Origin of the sequence: Vibrio sp. HI00D65, assembly GCF_001635455.1 — a bacterium.
GTDB lineage: Bacteria > Pseudomonadota > Gammaproteobacteria > Enterobacterales > Vibrionaceae > Vibrio.
Genome location: NZ_LWEH01000005.1, coordinates 37,088 through 52,594, shown reverse-complemented (window position 1 = coordinate 52,594; position 15,507 = coordinate 37,088). Strand labels below are relative to the sequence as shown.

The 15,507-nt window shown below is 43.0% G+C and carries 11 protein-coding genes and 1 pseudogene; 9 read left to right on the top strand and 3 right to left on the bottom strand.

Features of this window, described 5'->3' with window-relative positions; all coding sequences use genetic code 11:
- Window positions 1-68: 68 nt before the first annotated feature.
- Window positions 69-2,390, top strand: a complete 2,322-nt coding sequence (locus A3712_RS01220) for a glycoside hydrolase (protein ID WP_063521932.1) — start codon at window positions 69-71, stop codon at window positions 2,388-2,390.
- Window positions 2,391-2,488: 98 nt separating this feature from the next.
- On the opposite strand, the gene A3712_RS01215 is transcribed toward A3712_RS01220, so the two are convergent.
- The gene (locus tag A3712_RS01215) at window positions 2,489-3,379 is read right to left on the bottom strand and encodes a LysR family transcriptional regulator (RefSeq protein ID WP_063521931.1); all 891 of its coding nucleotides are present in this window, start codon (window positions 3,377-3,379) and stop codon (window positions 2,489-2,491) included.
- 127 nt (window positions 3,380-3,506) lie between these two features.
- Between A3712_RS01215 and A3712_RS01210 the strand changes: the two genes are divergently transcribed.
- The 4 genes from A3712_RS01210 (at window position 3,507) to A3712_RS01195 (ending at window position 8,310) form a co-directional block, all read left to right on the top strand.
- Complete coding sequence (locus A3712_RS01210) at window positions 3,507-4,571, top strand: HlyD family secretion protein (protein WP_063521930.1); 1,065 nt, start codon at window positions 3,507-3,509, stop codon at window positions 4,569-4,571.
- Window positions 4,572-4,574: 3 nt separating this feature from the next.
- On the top strand, window positions 4,575-6,125 hold the full coding sequence (locus A3712_RS01205) for a DHA2 family efflux MFS transporter permease subunit (protein WP_063521929.1): 1,551 nt from the start codon (window positions 4,575-4,577) through the stop codon (window positions 6,123-6,125).
- 269 nt (window positions 6,126-6,394) lie between these two features.
- The gene (locus A3712_RS01200; protein WP_063521928.1) at window positions 6,395-7,984 is read left to right on the top strand and encodes a response regulator; all 1,590 of its coding nucleotides are present in this window, start codon (window positions 6,395-6,397) and stop codon (window positions 7,982-7,984) included.
- Window positions 7,978-8,310, top strand: coding sequence for an Hpt domain-containing protein (locus A3712_RS01195; RefSeq protein WP_063521927.1), 333 nt, complete (start codon window positions 7,978-7,980; stop codon window positions 8,308-8,310). The genes A3712_RS01200 and A3712_RS01195 overlap by 7 nt, the downstream gene beginning before the upstream one ends.
- A 225-nt stretch (window positions 8,311-8,535) precedes the next feature.
- Here the strand turns inward: A3712_RS01195 and A3712_RS01190 are convergent, their stop codons facing one another.
- Entirely contained in the window at window positions 8,536-9,630 is a 1,095-nt protein-coding gene (locus tag A3712_RS01190; RefSeq protein WP_063521926.1) for a substrate-binding domain-containing protein, read from the bottom strand.
- An 81-nt stretch (window positions 9,631-9,711) separates the two neighbouring features.
- Here A3712_RS01190 and A3712_RS01185 point away from each other — a divergent pair, with 81 nt between their 5' ends.
- From A3712_RS01185 to A3712_RS26420, 4 genes and pseudogenes are all read left to right on the top strand, one after another.
- Window positions 9,712-10,830: a substrate-binding domain-containing protein gene (locus tag A3712_RS01185; protein ID WP_063522100.1), complete on the top strand. Its 1,119-nt coding sequence runs from the start codon at window positions 9,712-9,714 to the stop codon at window positions 10,828-10,830.
- Complete coding sequence (locus A3712_RS01180) at window positions 10,827-13,316, top strand: EAL domain-containing protein (protein ID WP_063521925.1); 2,490 nt, start codon at window positions 10,827-10,829, stop codon at window positions 13,314-13,316. Before A3712_RS01185 ends, A3712_RS01180 begins: the two co-directional genes overlap by 4 nt.
- A gap of 213 nt (window positions 13,317-13,529) precedes the next feature.
- Entirely contained in the window at window positions 13,530-14,186 is a 657-nt protein-coding gene (locus A3712_RS01175; protein ID WP_063522099.1) for a DUF2057 family protein, read from the top strand.
- Window positions 14,187-14,630: 444 nt separating this feature from the next.
- Window positions 14,631-14,797: pseudogene (locus A3712_RS26420) on the top strand (LuxR C-terminal-related transcriptional regulator); the annotation flags it as partial.
- Between the two features lie 169 nt (window positions 14,798-14,966).
- On the opposite strand, the gene A3712_RS01170 reads toward A3712_RS26420, so the two are convergent.
- Window positions 14,967-15,467, bottom strand: coding sequence for a GNAT family N-acetyltransferase (locus tag A3712_RS01170; RefSeq protein ID WP_063521924.1), 501 nt, complete (start codon window positions 15,465-15,467; stop codon window positions 14,967-14,969).
- Window positions 15,468-15,507 lie beyond the last annotated feature (40 nt).

Here is a 15,507-nt window from a genome sequence, read left to right as displayed (position 1 = left end):
CATATAGGTGACAAAACACTAACGCATCTTAGATGTAATAGCCGTAACTACTACCACGGAATCTAAACATGCTGAATATCCACCATAAATTAAATGCTTCATCTTGTGCCATGCTAGCCCTATTCACCGCTTGTACTTTTTCAACAAAAACACAAGCGAGTGAATTTACACTTAAAAACCAGACTGGCGATATCACCAAAAACACTGTTCTAATAAACCCCTCGACACTCACGATTGATTGGAATGGCCTGAGCGTCAACAGTGACGCGCTAACCGTTGACGGTATCCCTCAAACGATAGCCAAAATAACCCGGGATTCAACCAACGCCTCTTGGACGTTAATGCCAAGCCGAATCGCGGTAAAAGCGGAGTTAAACCAAGGTGAGCTAGACCTGCGATTCACCCTACCTTCCGATATAAAAGTAAAGCGCAACCAACCAATCGAACTGGCTTGGTTTGACCTTGCGGAAAAAGAAACACAAACACTGCTGCTGCCCTTTAATGAAGGTATGCGCGTACCTACCGACCATAAACTATGGACCAACTATCTCGCCAATAACCACTCCGGAAGCAACACCACTCAAGACTTAAAGATGCCGTTTTGGACTACACAGCAAAGCGATCAATTCATCAGCTACCAGTTGATCAACCCAACCAATAACCAACTGTTTTTTAATGATGTAACGTCTGAATCGATCTCTAAAAGTAAGTCCCTTATTGATATGAGTGCATCGCATCAATTCACAGTGCTAAATCAATCACAACCTTTTGCTGTCCGCATAACGCTCGGCGATTCAATGCTCGACGGTGCCAAGCAGTACCGCGACTGGCGCATTGCCAATGGCTTGTCAGAATCATTGGGGACAAAACAAAGACGTAATCCAGATATCAGCAAGCTGATTGGTGCAAGTCATGTCTACCTGTTTGGTAAAGATCCTTTAAGTATTCAAGATGTGAAAGACTGGTGGGGACTAAAAGAATGGTACTTTGAACGCTCTAAGCTCAAGATATCCGATGAAGCTAAGCGTGGGCTATCACCTTTGTCTAGGGGTAAGGACTGGTTGAGCCAATACCACAAACAGTTACTGTTAGATTCGATTAGCCAGTCACTAAAAAGCTTATACCCCGTAACATCCCCTACACTGACTGATAACACGATTGAGGCACAATACGTCGCAGCGCAAAGTAGAAAAAAATGGTTGTCTGAACATGCATCTCCATTTTTAAACTCACCAGACGCTTGGGGACAAGCTTTATCATCCGGCATGATCGATAATCTTATTAACGCCGGATTGAACAAGCTTTGGTTGGGCTTTGACAACTGGATGCCTGCCTTTTATCAGCCAAACGCGGTCGAGCTAGCAAAGCAAACTGGTTACTTGGTTGGGACTTACGACTCCTATAACACTGCAATACCGATAGAGTTAAATGACAGCTGGTTGACCGCTCAGCTACCAGATCCAATACGAAACACATGCGCAATTGAACAAGCTAATGGGGCTTTGAAAAAAGGATTTCGTGGTAAAGGCTTCTACTTGAATCCCAATTGCCATTTGGACTACGTTAAACAGCGCGCTAAAGACATCATAAACTTTGGTCACTTTAATAGTTTATTTTTAGATGTCGATGCGACCGCAATGGCAAGTGAAGACTACAGTGACAATACAAGTGAATTGCAGATGCTTTCCGATTTCAACAACCGAATGCATTGGCTAAGTGAGCAACCGTCACTGATATTGGGTTCCGAAGACGGCAACAGCTTAACCACCAAAGGCATTGCGTTTGCGCACGGCTTGGAAACGATTGGGTTTGGGTGGACAGATAAAGAGATGAAACAAGACCGCCAGTCCCCCTACTTTCTAGGTCGTTGGTATCCTGGTCATAAACCCGACTTTTTCTTCAAACCAGCAAAGGTTAAAGAACCGTACAAGTCGCTACTATTTTCGCCTCAATATCGTGTTCCGCTTTACCAAGCTGTATTTCATGATGAAGTGATTAATATGCACCATTGGCACTCAGACAGTCTCAAGTTTACCGATGTGAAAACCAACCGTGACTTAACAGCCATGCTATATAACACGCCCGCGATGGTGCACTTAACCAGAGACGAAGCTCTCAAAAGCACAAGCACGAGGCTCATAGCGTTAAAACACTATCAAGATGGGTTTGAGCCGATACATGAACAGTTGTGGAATAAAACGTTGATTGATTTTGCATGGTTAGATACCCACGGTGCCGTCCAACAAACCACGTTCAGTGATGGCAGTACGATCATCGCTAACTTCTCTGACCAAGCGTTTGATAAAGGTGGCATCGATGTGGCTGCGGCTTCTATCAAAGCGATGTTAAGCAATGGAGAAGTCATAAAGTGGAAAACCGAACTTAACTGAATGTGATTAATTTGACCCATTGGCTGGTAGCGGAAAGCTTAGCGTTTGAGCTTTCCGTGATAGCACTCAGGATTAAGCTAGCAAAGCTACTTGAGCTCCTAACTTTGAAACGCTGTGAGTAGATAATCAATAAATACCTTCTTGCGTTTCGGCATTAATTGTCTGTCGGCATACACCAAGCTTACCGAGACTTGAGGGATGTTGTATTTCGGCAGCAGATTCACCAGTCGACCAGTCTTGAAATGCTCACGACAGATGAACTCAGGTAACACTGCCAGCCCTAAGCCATCGACACAAGCCGTTAAACAAGCGGTAATCGTATTAACCCGAAGTTGGCTTGGTAGCTGAACCAATTCAGACTCCCCATCACCTAGTTGCAATTCCCACTTAGGTAAGCGCGCGGCTTTGTTTACCACCTCTATCATGCGAAATGGGATCTTCAGATCCTTTGGCGTGTTTATCGGACCAACTTGTTCTAGATATTTAGGACTCGCCACTAGCACACGTTTAGAGGTTGTTAGATATCGTGACACTAGGCTTGAATCGACTAGCTCACCAATTTGTGCGTACAGATCGATTCCTTCGCCGATAATGTCAACCTCACGGTTGGTTAGCTCCAAGTTCATCGTCACATTCGGGTATTCAAGCAGAAAACTATGGATGTACTTAGCAAGTACTTGATGACCCAACTCTACTGGTAGTACTACATTCAATGGACCGCGAATCAGGTCTTGGTTTGCAGAAACTTCTAACTCTGCTTGATTCATGATCTCTTGCATTTGAAGGCTCGACTGATAAAAACGCTCTCCTTCAGGCGTGAGCATCAAGCTGCGAGTCGAACGAGTGATCAGTCTCACACCTAAATGCTGTTCTAGCTCCGCTAATTTTCGACTCACTGTTGATTTAGTCATATTCAACACTTCAGCAGCGTGCGTAAAACTCCCACAATCAACAACTTGTGTGAAAACAGTCACAGCATTTAAGTCCATAAGACCTCCCAAAACTACAATTAGTAATATTTTTGCAACAGTGTTTCCCTTTATTCCTATCTTATCAATCAATCAGATTCATTTACAATTCGTTACATCCAAATAAAAACAAAAAGAGAAAAGAGCAATGGCAGAGAACAACACAGCTTCGCAACCAGTAAGCACAAAAAAACGTAAAAAAGCCCCGCTTATTGCCACTGCGATCATGCTGTCATTGGGTTTAGCTGGTGCTGGATATTGGTACGGTTACGGTCAGTACTTTGAGTCGACCGATAATGCCTACCTACAGGGCGACATTACCAATATCAGCCCTAAGGTATCTGGCTATATCGTTAAGTCCTATGTAACGGACAACCAATCAGTTAAGGAAGGCGATCTATTGGTTCAAATCGATGATCGTGACTACCAAGCTGCGCTTGCACAGGCTAACGCTCACCTATCCGTTGTCCAGTCTGATGTAAAGAATCTCATCGCCCAAAATACGTTACAACGTAGCAAAATTAGCCAAGCAGAAAGTGGTGTGGACTCAGCCAAAGCAGAGTACGAACGTGCAATTCAACAAGTGCAGCGCTCTCGTAGTCTGTTAAAACGTAATTATGCTTCGCAAGATGAAGTCGATAGCATGGTCGCTCAACAAAAAGTAACCCTTGCTGACTTAGAAGAAGCAAAAGCGAACCTGATTGCAAGTCACGACCAATTAACGGTTATTGCTAGCGAAATAGAACAAGCAAAAGCATCGGTCACTGAAGCTCAAGCACAACAAGAGCAGGCACAGCTAAACCTTCAATACACCAAAGTTTATGCACCAACAGATGGCGTAATTGGTAAGCGAAGCGTACGTGAAGGCTTATTGATTCAAGCTGGTGCACCGCTCATGAGTTTAGTGCCAAACAATCAAGTGTGGATAGAGGCGAACTTCAAAGAGACGCAACTAAGTGGTATTCACGAAGGCCAAACAGTTAAAGTTGAATTGGATGCTTTCCCTGGGCAACCACTTGAAGGCGTTGTCGACAGCTTCTCACCTGCAACCGGCGCGAAGTTCGCACTACTTCCACCAGAAAACGCAACGGGTAACTTCACCAAGATCGTGCAACGTGTACCTGTGAAAATTACAATTCCAGACCAGAAAGAGCTACAAGGTCGTCTGCTTCCTGGTTTGTCTGTGGTTGCGACCATTGATAAACGAGGCTAGACCATGAGCAAAACTGGCGTTATCACCTCAACGAATGACGATAATGAGGTAACAACTCGCCATTGGATCGCCCTATTCGGTGGTTTGATTGGTGCGTTTATGGCGATCTTGGATATCCAGATCACCAACTCGTCTCTTAAAGACATTCAAGGTGCCCTATCTGCTACCTTGGATGAAAGTTCATGGATCTCGACCTCTTATCTGGTTGCTGAAATGATCGCGATTCCACTCAGTGGTTGGCTTTCTAAAGCATTAGGTAAACGTCGCTATTTAACATGGACTACAGCGATCTTCACCGTATCGTCGTTACTGTGTTCACTCTCTTGGAACATGACCTCGATGATCGTATTCCGTGCGATGCAAGGTTTTAGTGGTGGTGCTTTGATACCACTCGCCTTCTCACTCGTTATTCAACTGCTGCCTATCAACAAGCGTGCTGTCGGCATGGCTTTGTTTGGTGTTACTGCAACATTTGCTCCATCTATCGGCCCCACGTTTGGTGGCTGGTTAACCGAGAACTTCTCGTGGCACTACATTTTCTACATCAACATCCCACCGGCTCTGCTATTAATCACCATGATCCGATATGGCTTGGATGATGAGAAACTCGACCTCGGCACGCTGAAAAAAGCCGATTGGTTTGGCATCGCTACCATGGCATTGGGGCTTGGCTGTTTGGAAGTAGTACTCGAAGAAGGCAACCGTGAAGAGTGGTTCAGCTCAAGTTTTATCATTACGTTGAGCATTATTTCTGTCGTGAGTTTGGTTTACTTCGTGATAAACGAGCTTCAACACAAAAAGCCATTGGTTAACTTAAGGCTCCTGCGTGATGGTCAGTTTGCGATGTCTTGTTTGGCGTATCTGATCTTGGGTATGGCATTACTTGGCTCTATCTACGTATTGCCACTGTACCTCACTCAGATTCAGCAATACAACGCGATGGAAATCGGTGAAGTGCTCATGTGGATGGGCTTCCCTCAACTATTCGTATTTCCAGTCGTGCCTAAGCTGACTCAAGTCATTAAGCCGAAATACTTAGTGACCTTTGGCTTCGCTATGTTTGGTTTCAGTTGTTACGTAAATACCCACATGACCATAGACTTTGGGGGCCAACAGTTGATTTTATCAATGGTGCTGCGTGCGATTGGTAGCCCGTTCATCATGGTTCCACTTTCTTTAGTGGCAATGAAGAACATCAATAAAATGGATACACCGGACGCCTCTACGCTAACTAACGTTATGCGTAACTTAGGCGGGGCTTTCAGTATCGCGATTATCGCTACTCTGTTGGACAACAAAACGCGTGAACACCTTGGTCATATTAAAGAGTCATTGCCTTCAGTAAACCAATTGGGGTGGCAAATACTGAAGGAACAACAGGCGTTCTTTATTCAATCAGGAAGTGACACTGCAACGGCGATGCATCAAGCCCAAGCGAGTTTGCTAGGAACCATGCAACGTGACGCGGCAATTATGGCCTACAATGATGTATTTCTTATGATGACCGCATTCTTGGCATTGGCTGCTGTGTTAATTTTTAGTATGCGTGATTAAGGTTGAAGGCTTAAAAACGCCGCTTGATTCGTAGATAAGTACGATTCTAATTCAACAAAAAAGCAGGACTAATCACTTGCCTCTTGTGATCAAAATAGTGTTGACCTTAGAAAGTCAGGCAGAATCAGTCGCCGCAAAGAAACACTCTCGATTATTTGTAAATATTCTTTAATTACCAATAACTTATTAACCGCATAGATGTGAACTGAGCACCTTGACAATGTGCAACATGACACTTAAATTAAGAATATCATTTGGTATAGAGGAAAATGGGTTTGGCCTTACCAGGAGACCTAAGGGTGTTAATCGTCGACGACTCTAAGAGTGCGACGATTCTGATCAAACAACAGCTTGCCAGTTTAGGCATTGCGCACGAGTGTATTTTCATTGCGACAGATTACCGACAAGCCATTAAGGCTGTCGAAACGCATGCGTTTCATGTTCTGCTCATTGATTATCACTTAGAGCAGTCGTTTACCGGCTTTGAGCTACTAAGTATTCTGTATCGTAATCGTCTTATCGACCACACGGTTGCAACAATTTTACTCTCCGGGGATATGCGCCAAGAAACAGTACTTACCGCCCTATCAGGAGAGGCCCACCATTTTATTTCTAAGCCAATTAACACTCAGGTATTAGGCAAGAAAATCAAAAGTGCTGTATTCGAGTCAAGACAAATAGACCAACTCAACCGCCTATACCCTATTACGACACCGGAATTGCTTAAACAGGCATTAGAAATAACCAGCGAAAAATCCAATGTTCAATTCGAAGCAACACTGATTGAACACTTAATCGCAGGAAAGAAGTGGCAACTGCTCTCTAGTCTAATCACTCACTCTAAAACTAATATGCACCCAACCAAATTGGTCGCAGAAGCGTTAATTCTAGATAGCTTAGGAAAGCCGAACTTGGCGATAGAGAAACTACACAACTATCTTATCGTTCAACCACTATCCTTGAGCGTGATTGATTGCCTCAGCTGTATTTATGAAAAACACAAGATGCTACTGCCCGCTTTAAAATTGGCTATTCGTGCATTTGAGATGACGCCAAGTATTAGCCATCGCGCAATCAGAGCGATCGATTTGGCTGAAAACGCTGATAATACACACATGCTCATTAAGCTTGGGGAGATGTACGCAAGCCATATTTCACCCGCCGATATCGACGTAATTCATTCAATTGGAACCCACTTCGATTCCCTAAGAGCGACGTACCAAAGAGAAACTCAAGTACCAAATAAACGTCTTTTGCTTGAGCACGCCTCCCAATTTACCGAATTAGTCAATTTGAAGCTACCAGCCAAACTTCAACAACAAGTATTAGCAAGCCTAGCACTGTTCCAAAGCAATATATTGTTGATTGAAGGCAGCCCGTTAGTTGCGCACAAAAAAGTGATACGAGCGACTAAATTGTTAGCTAATCAGTTTTACAATCAACCGACTTCACTGCTATCGCAATTTTTGCCTTTGCTGTGCCACTTTGGTGAATACTCTCTGTACCACATCGTCGAAGAGTGTTTGAAATTACGCGGTGAGGCAATAAACGATAAACTTGAGTCTCGAAAAGACGATCCTTCGCATTGTATCAACATCGGAAACTCAGGCTCGATCCAAGAATTACGCGACTTTATTACCAATTATCCCTATTCAGTCGCCGCTAAGCTAGACTACCTTTACGCTGTCAATAACGCATGCGTTGAAACAGACCTTTGCGACGAATACATGGAAGATCTCATTCAGTTAGACCTTCCTCCTAGCTGGAATCAATGGATTAGTGACTCATCAAAATATGGCTATTCCACTAAGCCGCCCAGCCCATTCTCAATATGCAGTCGACAGGAGTCTATATGCTAAATTTTGATGCTTTAAATGCCTACCTAGACAATGACAGAGATGTAATTTTCGCCGTGTTATCAACCTACCAAGAAGACCATGGCGATTCATTACAAGAGATCGAAGAACTGGTACAACAGCAAGATTGGGGTAAGCTTCATTTTACGGTGCATACTTTAAAAGGCATTTTGGCCAGTTTTGGAGAAGAGACAGCAACCGTTGCCCTAGAAAGAGTTGAACAAAACACATTTAACAAAATAGCTCCAGAAGCTGAAGACCTTTCACTGATCTACAGTGAGATGAAAATTATTAATCAACAAATCGATGAAGTGCTCAGCACCTATTAGTGCTGGAATAACTGTGTCCACATCGTCAAGTTTATGTAAGAAGGCGATAGGCTCAAGAACTTACTCTTTTATTTCAGTCAACCTTAGAGCGACTAAATTAAACCTCGAATTGGAGAGTCCATATGTGTAGCAACTATAAGCTAAGCATTACAAACGAAAAAAGTCGCTTGCCTAATACAGGCAAGCGACTTTTTCTTTGCTGGTGTATGAGTGACTTTTAGTGCACTAGTTTTTTCCTGAATAACGGAAAGCCTCCCGAGTTAATTGGCTCAGCTCTTCCTCATCCATTTTGCTGTGCACCACGGTGATTCTGCCAAGATAAATCAACGGCACTTCTGTTTGTCGACCTTCCAAGTGAAACTTGATAGCCTCTGCAGTGGCTACCCCCAGATCATCACTCATTCGCATTGGTGTTGCATCAAGCTCGTCAGATCGGATTTTCTCTATCTCTTTTGCGGTTCCCCCCCAACCTGTCACATATATCTCAGACAGCTTGTCTGCTTCGCCTAGCGCGTCTACAGCGCCCATAGTCATTGCCGTGTTCGCATTGTGAACCATGGTCACTTCTGGAAAGTTACCCAAAACCAAACGGATCCCATCAGCACCACCAATTTTTTGATACTGCCCAAAATGCTCATAAACCGTTAACCAATCGCCCTTCTCTTCAACACAATCAATAAACCCTTGAGAGCGTTGTGTATCAGTAATACCTGGAATACCTCGGTTAGCGGAAAACTCCACGTCTTTACCTAACTCTTTGACCACGTGGTCACACAACACCTCGGCTCCCATTTCGCTGGAAAAATCAAACCAACTATCTGGTTGGTGAGACCACTGTTCGTTTGGCGTATGAAATGCCCAAATGAAGGTTTTAAAGTCAGTGGAAGCAGACAGTTTTTGGATATTAGCGGCTTGTATATCCAACTCTGATGGTCCAAAAATGACAAAATCATAAGGCTTTTCCGAGCTGAGTACTTGCTCGGTGTATTGAGTTTGAAGTGAGTGTTCAATCTGCCTAGATGTGAATTCATCAATCTCAAATTTAAGCTGTAAGGCAATCAATCTTTCCTTCAACGCGATGAAATTACGTATCCAAAAGTCAGAAATATCTGCACTTGGATAAATTAAAGCGATCCTTACGGGCTTTTCAGAAGATTTCGATACTAAAGAGATCGGCTCTCCGCTTACAGTTTCTTGAAATTTTTCAAGTTTTTCAAAATCATCGTCAGGCCTTTCCCCATAAGCGCTCACAGGCTCTGAAACCATAAAACAAGTAGTTAGGAGGGTAGGTAAAAGGATTTTATAATTTTGACCCAACATAAATGTTACCAAGTGTTTGAATGTTTATTAACAATATTATAAATATAGTAAGGTGATAATTTAAAGACTTTTATAGAGATGATGAATAGAACATTTCACTTTGCGAGTTTATTACTTGCTATCACTTGTAGCTCAACGAGTTTTGCAGGGTATCCAGAGGACGTATTTTTCAAATACGCAGAAAACAAAGTCACACGTGCTGTATCAAACCAAGTCACATGGGGAGGCCCAACGGAAGGCCCAGCCGTTCGCCATGAAAAGAACATTATTTTTGTTGCGTCTGATCTGCGCAACGGTGGTGTTTATGGCGTAGGTAAAGGTTTATCAGAAGCCATATCCAACATTGATTGGCACCTACGTTTTATCGACGGTCTAGGCTCTGAAGTTCGCCAAGGGGCAGCAATAAGAAAAGCGATAGGTTTTCAGCCAGACGCAATCGTACTTGGTGGAATTGATGCTGTCCGCCACCAAAAGATCTTAAAACAAGCTCAAGATTTAGGTATTACTATCATTGGTTGGCACGCGACGGAGTTAGCAGGTGGAAACCCTGATATTGGTCTCTTTACGAATATCACTACCGACCCATTAGATGTCGCTGAAGTTGCGGCCTTGCTTGCGATTGTTGACTCCAAGCAACAAGCAAAAATTGTGGTGTTCACAGACCCAAACTACGAAATTGCGATGATTAAGGCTAACGCTATGGTCGACACCATTAAACAGTGTCGTAACTGTGATGTTCTAGAGCTCATCTACCTACCACTCGATCAAATCGACAAAAAGATGCCTGCTACCTTAAAGATGCTGGATAAAAGACACGGCGACAACATCACGCATATTTTGGCGATAAACGACCTGTATATCGACTATGCCATCCCCTCTTTAGAATCTAACCAAGAAGAAAACAAACTGATTCCAAACAATATTTCTGCGGGAGATGGAAGCAAGGCCGCCTACAAGCGAATTAGCAAAGATCAGTTCCAATCGGCGACTGTTCCTGAGCCTTTATACCTGCAAGGTTGGCAAATTGTTGACGAACTCAATAGAGCATTCAATAGCATGCCACCCAGTGGTTATTCTGCGCCTGTTCACCTCGTAACGCCAAACAATGTCGCAGAGCTAATTAACAACGAAGCGACTGGTATTTATGACCCTAAAAATGGCTACCGCGAAGCGTATTTGAATATTTGGAAGCCACAATGAAACTGAATCAAATAAACATTACCCAGCGTTTCATCATCTCCAACTTCATTTCGCTACTCATCGTTAGCCTTGCTGTGATCATGGTGATTCGCTCTTTGTATTATGTTGAGTCGACACTTAAAAACGAAACCTCAACACACGTATCTGAGTTGATTGTGAATTCAGAGATCAGCCGCCGAGTTTTCACGCTTACCTCTCGAGTGAAACTGCTCGAACAAACCTTTTTGTTCAGTGAAAACACTTTGTCGGAAGAAGCATTTAACGTTGACTACCAACTTCAAAAACTCAGAGATCTATCGACCAATGAAGGGTTTTCACAAAAGATCGATGCGTTCATTGATAACTTCCATCGTTTCTTGGGTAGCTCGCTCGCACTCAATCGAATACTCAAGCAAACCAATCAAATTGATGCCACACTAGCGGCACAATTGAACCAATTGGAGTTTGCGATTGCCGACAGCAAGCTAAAACATCTCAACCAACATGACTTTATTCGTTATAACAACGAGCTCGATCTCATGAACATGTTGAGAGAGTCCTTTCTTACTTCTGGGAAAATGGTTGGTGATATACATAGCCGCATTACGCCAGAAACAGAAAAAGTGCTTTTGATTAAAGTCGAAAAAGAGCTCGACATATTCTTACTGCATCTAGAAAATGTTGATATTGAAACGACAGCTGTCACTAAACAGAAGAAGCGTATTCAGAAAACAGTTAAACGCTATAACGCAGCGTTGAAACGAATTCGTGCCAACCTAGAGCAACGCTGGCTGGTGATGGCTTCGCTTTTAGATGCGCAAAACGACTTACTCGAAATGGTCGAGAACACAGAATCACGCGTTCAGAATCAAGCATTGGCTCTTACCGCTAAATTGGAAGAAGAGATCGGCGAATCACGACTCAACGCCATTATGATCAGCCTCTCTGCGGTTATCTTGTCTCTACTACTGCTCAACTATGTGGTCAGGAATCACATTCAGAAACCACTAAATGCACTCAAGCACGGCTTTGACCGTTTAGAATCTGGCAGCTTAAGAGAACCTATCGCACTTGGCAGGAATGATGAGTGGTCTCATTTGGAAAAAGCCTACAACGACATGGCAGGAAGGTTGTCTGAAGCTTATCTAGAACTGACTGAGGAGAAAAAGAACTTCGACTTTCTCGCCCACCACGACCCATTAACAGGGTTAGCGAACCGACTGTTAGCCACAAAAAAACTGGATGAAGAGATCAAACGTTCACATGAACAGGCTTCCTGTTTCTTGCTCTTTTATTTAGATATCGACGAGTTTAAAACCATTAATGACTCTCTCGGTCATGGACAAGGTGACAACCTGCTTATCAATGTATCGAATATTCTAACGACCCTCGTTGGCATTAACGGTTTTGTCGCACGAATGGGTGGTGATGAGTTTATGGTCGTATTCTCTAACATCAGCTTGAGCGAAGGCGAACAGCTAGCAGAGCGTTTAAACCAATCACTTCGCAAGCCTTACTATACCGACGACAACTCAATATTTGTTGCAGCCAGTATCGGCGTATGTGAATACCCAACTCATGGCGCTAACGGTGAAACTTTAATTCGAAACGCTGACACCGCCATGTATCACGCGAAGCGCAATGGCAGAGACCAGTACCGCGTTTATGCCGATAAGATGACCCACGAAGTCAACGATATAATTGAAACCAACATGGGGCTGCATCAAGCGGTTGCCAATGATGAATTAGAAGTGTTTTTTCAACCAAAAGTCGATTTAGATTCGCAAGAGATCATTGGGGCAGAAGCACTTGTTCGTTGGCAACACCCGAAGCTAGGTCTGCTTTCACCCGTAGATTTTCTGGAAGTAGCAGAAAAGAGTGACCTGATTATCGACATCGATAAATGGGTATTTAAGAGAGTGGCGAAGCTGATTACTGAATGGCAACATTCTGGAATCAATTTGGAGGGGGTGACTTTCTCTATCAATTTCTCTGCACGAATGTTTTACATGACCGATCTTGCGGAACAACTGCAAGTCATACTCGACGAAACCGACTGCAAACCGCATCAACTACTACTTGAAATAACAGAAAGGGATATGATGCGAGATTTCGAAACCTGTTCGAGAACCATAGAAGTGCTTCATTCTCAGGGGTATAAGATCGCAATTGATGATTTTGGTACCGGTTATTCATCTCTTTCAGTACTAAAAAACCTCTCTGCTGACTGCGTCAAGCTAGACCGTAGTTTTATCGAAGACATCAACTCATCCAAGGTCGATTACGAGATCACATGTGCGGTATTAAAGCTTGCGCAGATACTTGATTTTTCAGTCATAGCAGAAGGGCTTGAAACACAAAGCCATGTCAAAACGTTACGTCAGATAGGTTGTAAATACGCGCAAGGCTATTTCTTTGCTCGACCATTGCCGATTGATGATTGGATCTCTTACTTTATGGGAAATAATAGTTTAACAAGCACTCGCCTCACCGGAACAAAAAGTTAATTTTGAGAAGTTTCTACTCCCCTTCAGGCCCCAGCATAAGTGAGCATCAGGGGCTACATCGCTCTTGTATGAGTAAAAAATGCACAGGTGACATACTCAGCAATTAGGTTTAAGTTAAGTTTCGGTGAATTTTACCAAAAGGAGAGAAGGTAACTTGAAAAACTTCGTTTTGCGTGCAATCGTAAAGTGTCTCACCCTAATAACTGTATGATTATGAAAATATTTAAATCTATTGCGCTGCTCTCTTGTATGGTCGCAGCTCCACAAGCATTAGCTGACGTAAAAATTGAAGTTCCTTCTAGCGCAGATGCTCTAGTTGAAGTGTTATCGGTTAATGAAGCTAAACCTGCTCTTGAGGGTGGTTTTTTCTCTTCAAGCAAAACGATCACCGTACCAGACGGTGTAAACCAAATCGTTTTTCAATATCAGCTTGCTTTTAGTCAAGGTAAAGACCGTGAGTTTGTCGATAGCGACGCAATTATTGCTACTTTTGATGTTACAGACACAACAGTAACGTTCGATATGCCTAAGTTCCGCAACGCTAAAGAAGCAAGAAAAGGCTTTCAGAACCTAGATTGGAAATTGGTTGATGAGAACCAAAATGCAATCAGTGTTAAGCAAGACAAATTAACCAAAGATGGCATGCAGATTGGCCGTAAATACCCTCAAGAAGCGAAAGAATACAACCGTACAGGTGGTATTGCCGCATTAACTACAGGTGCAACAGCCGCTACAGTTGTTCAGCCAGTAACGCTACCAGCAAAATTTGATAGTAACGCGTCTAATACGGCCGAAGAAATGTTGTACTTCTGGTATGAAAAAGCCGACGCTGAAACCAAGCAAAAATTCAAAGAGTTCGTGAACAAGTAAGCCCTATTTGTTGATCGTCTTAATATAAAAGCTGGCATTCAATCACCAGCTTTTTTGTATCAATTTTATGGTCACTACCTTTCCGCATTCGCCCTATTAGTGCGCGTTTGCACTATGCGTTCTCAGGAGAAAACACTTCTCCGTCGATTTCAATTTGCCATACCATCCCATCAATTCATACTCAGCAGTAAGTAAGCTTAGTGTCTTGATATTCTGGTTTTTATCCACTCACCTATCCCGCACACTTTGCATTCCAACACGGCTATGTTCATAACAACACGATTTACTCAAAAGTAATTTTATAAATATTAGGTAGAAGTTATCTGTCCAAAAACCTTATGTATGTTCCCAAAAGAACGCAATCCTGCAGTTTACCCATAAAGTTGTAGGTACTTGTTTTCAACCATTTAGCGAAAAGCATACGCTACTGGGATCTTATCTCCGCAACTGGCGCAAGGTTACACCGCTCAGCAATGTGCTGACATTCTGTTTTTAAGCCTAAGAACGATCAAATCACACAAATATCGAATGTTAGATCTCCTCAAACCGATAATCATACGGAGCTAATCCAGTTCATGCTTCGTAATGGCGTTGGTATTGATAACCCATGAGTGCTTATTACCAAGAACAATGCCCGTGCTAGTTAGTCAACACATGTTAACTAGCAACAAAAGTAAAAAGCCCTCAAACTTCTGCGGTTTGAGGGCTTTATTGTTTTATTGCTTTACAGCAGTAATTTAATTCTTATTCAGATTATAATTTCAATCACCTAAGGCGAGTTCAAGATGATAGATATTCAGGCTTTATTCTCGACATCAGCAACATATCAATGTACTTGCCGTTTTTGAAGGTACTCAATCGCTTAGTCCCCTCCAACTGAAAACCTACGCGTTCGTACAACGCAATCGCAGCGTGGTTATCGGCATGAACCTCTAACTCTAGGCGGACGAGGTTTAACCAGTTATCCGCCTGATTGATGGCTTCTTGCATCAAGCCTTTACCAACCCCTTTTCCGTGAACATCCGGATGGATGGCAATAGCAAGCCCTGCGCAGTGTCGATCCCTTACTTTAGTTGTCATAAACAAAGTGATGTGGCCTACGACTTTCTCGGGCGATTCAGCGACTAGAGTAAAATGGTCTGAATGACCAAATAACCGATCCACTTGATCTGAACTTAGGTATGGTTTTTGTGACGTGTTTGCTGAAATCGAAGGACGGCGATAAATATCGAATAAATCTTGGCTATCCGTTGCTTCTAAATGTCTAATTTTTATTTCCAAAGCGCTTCCTTACTATCTGATCTTTTTAACTGAACGACTT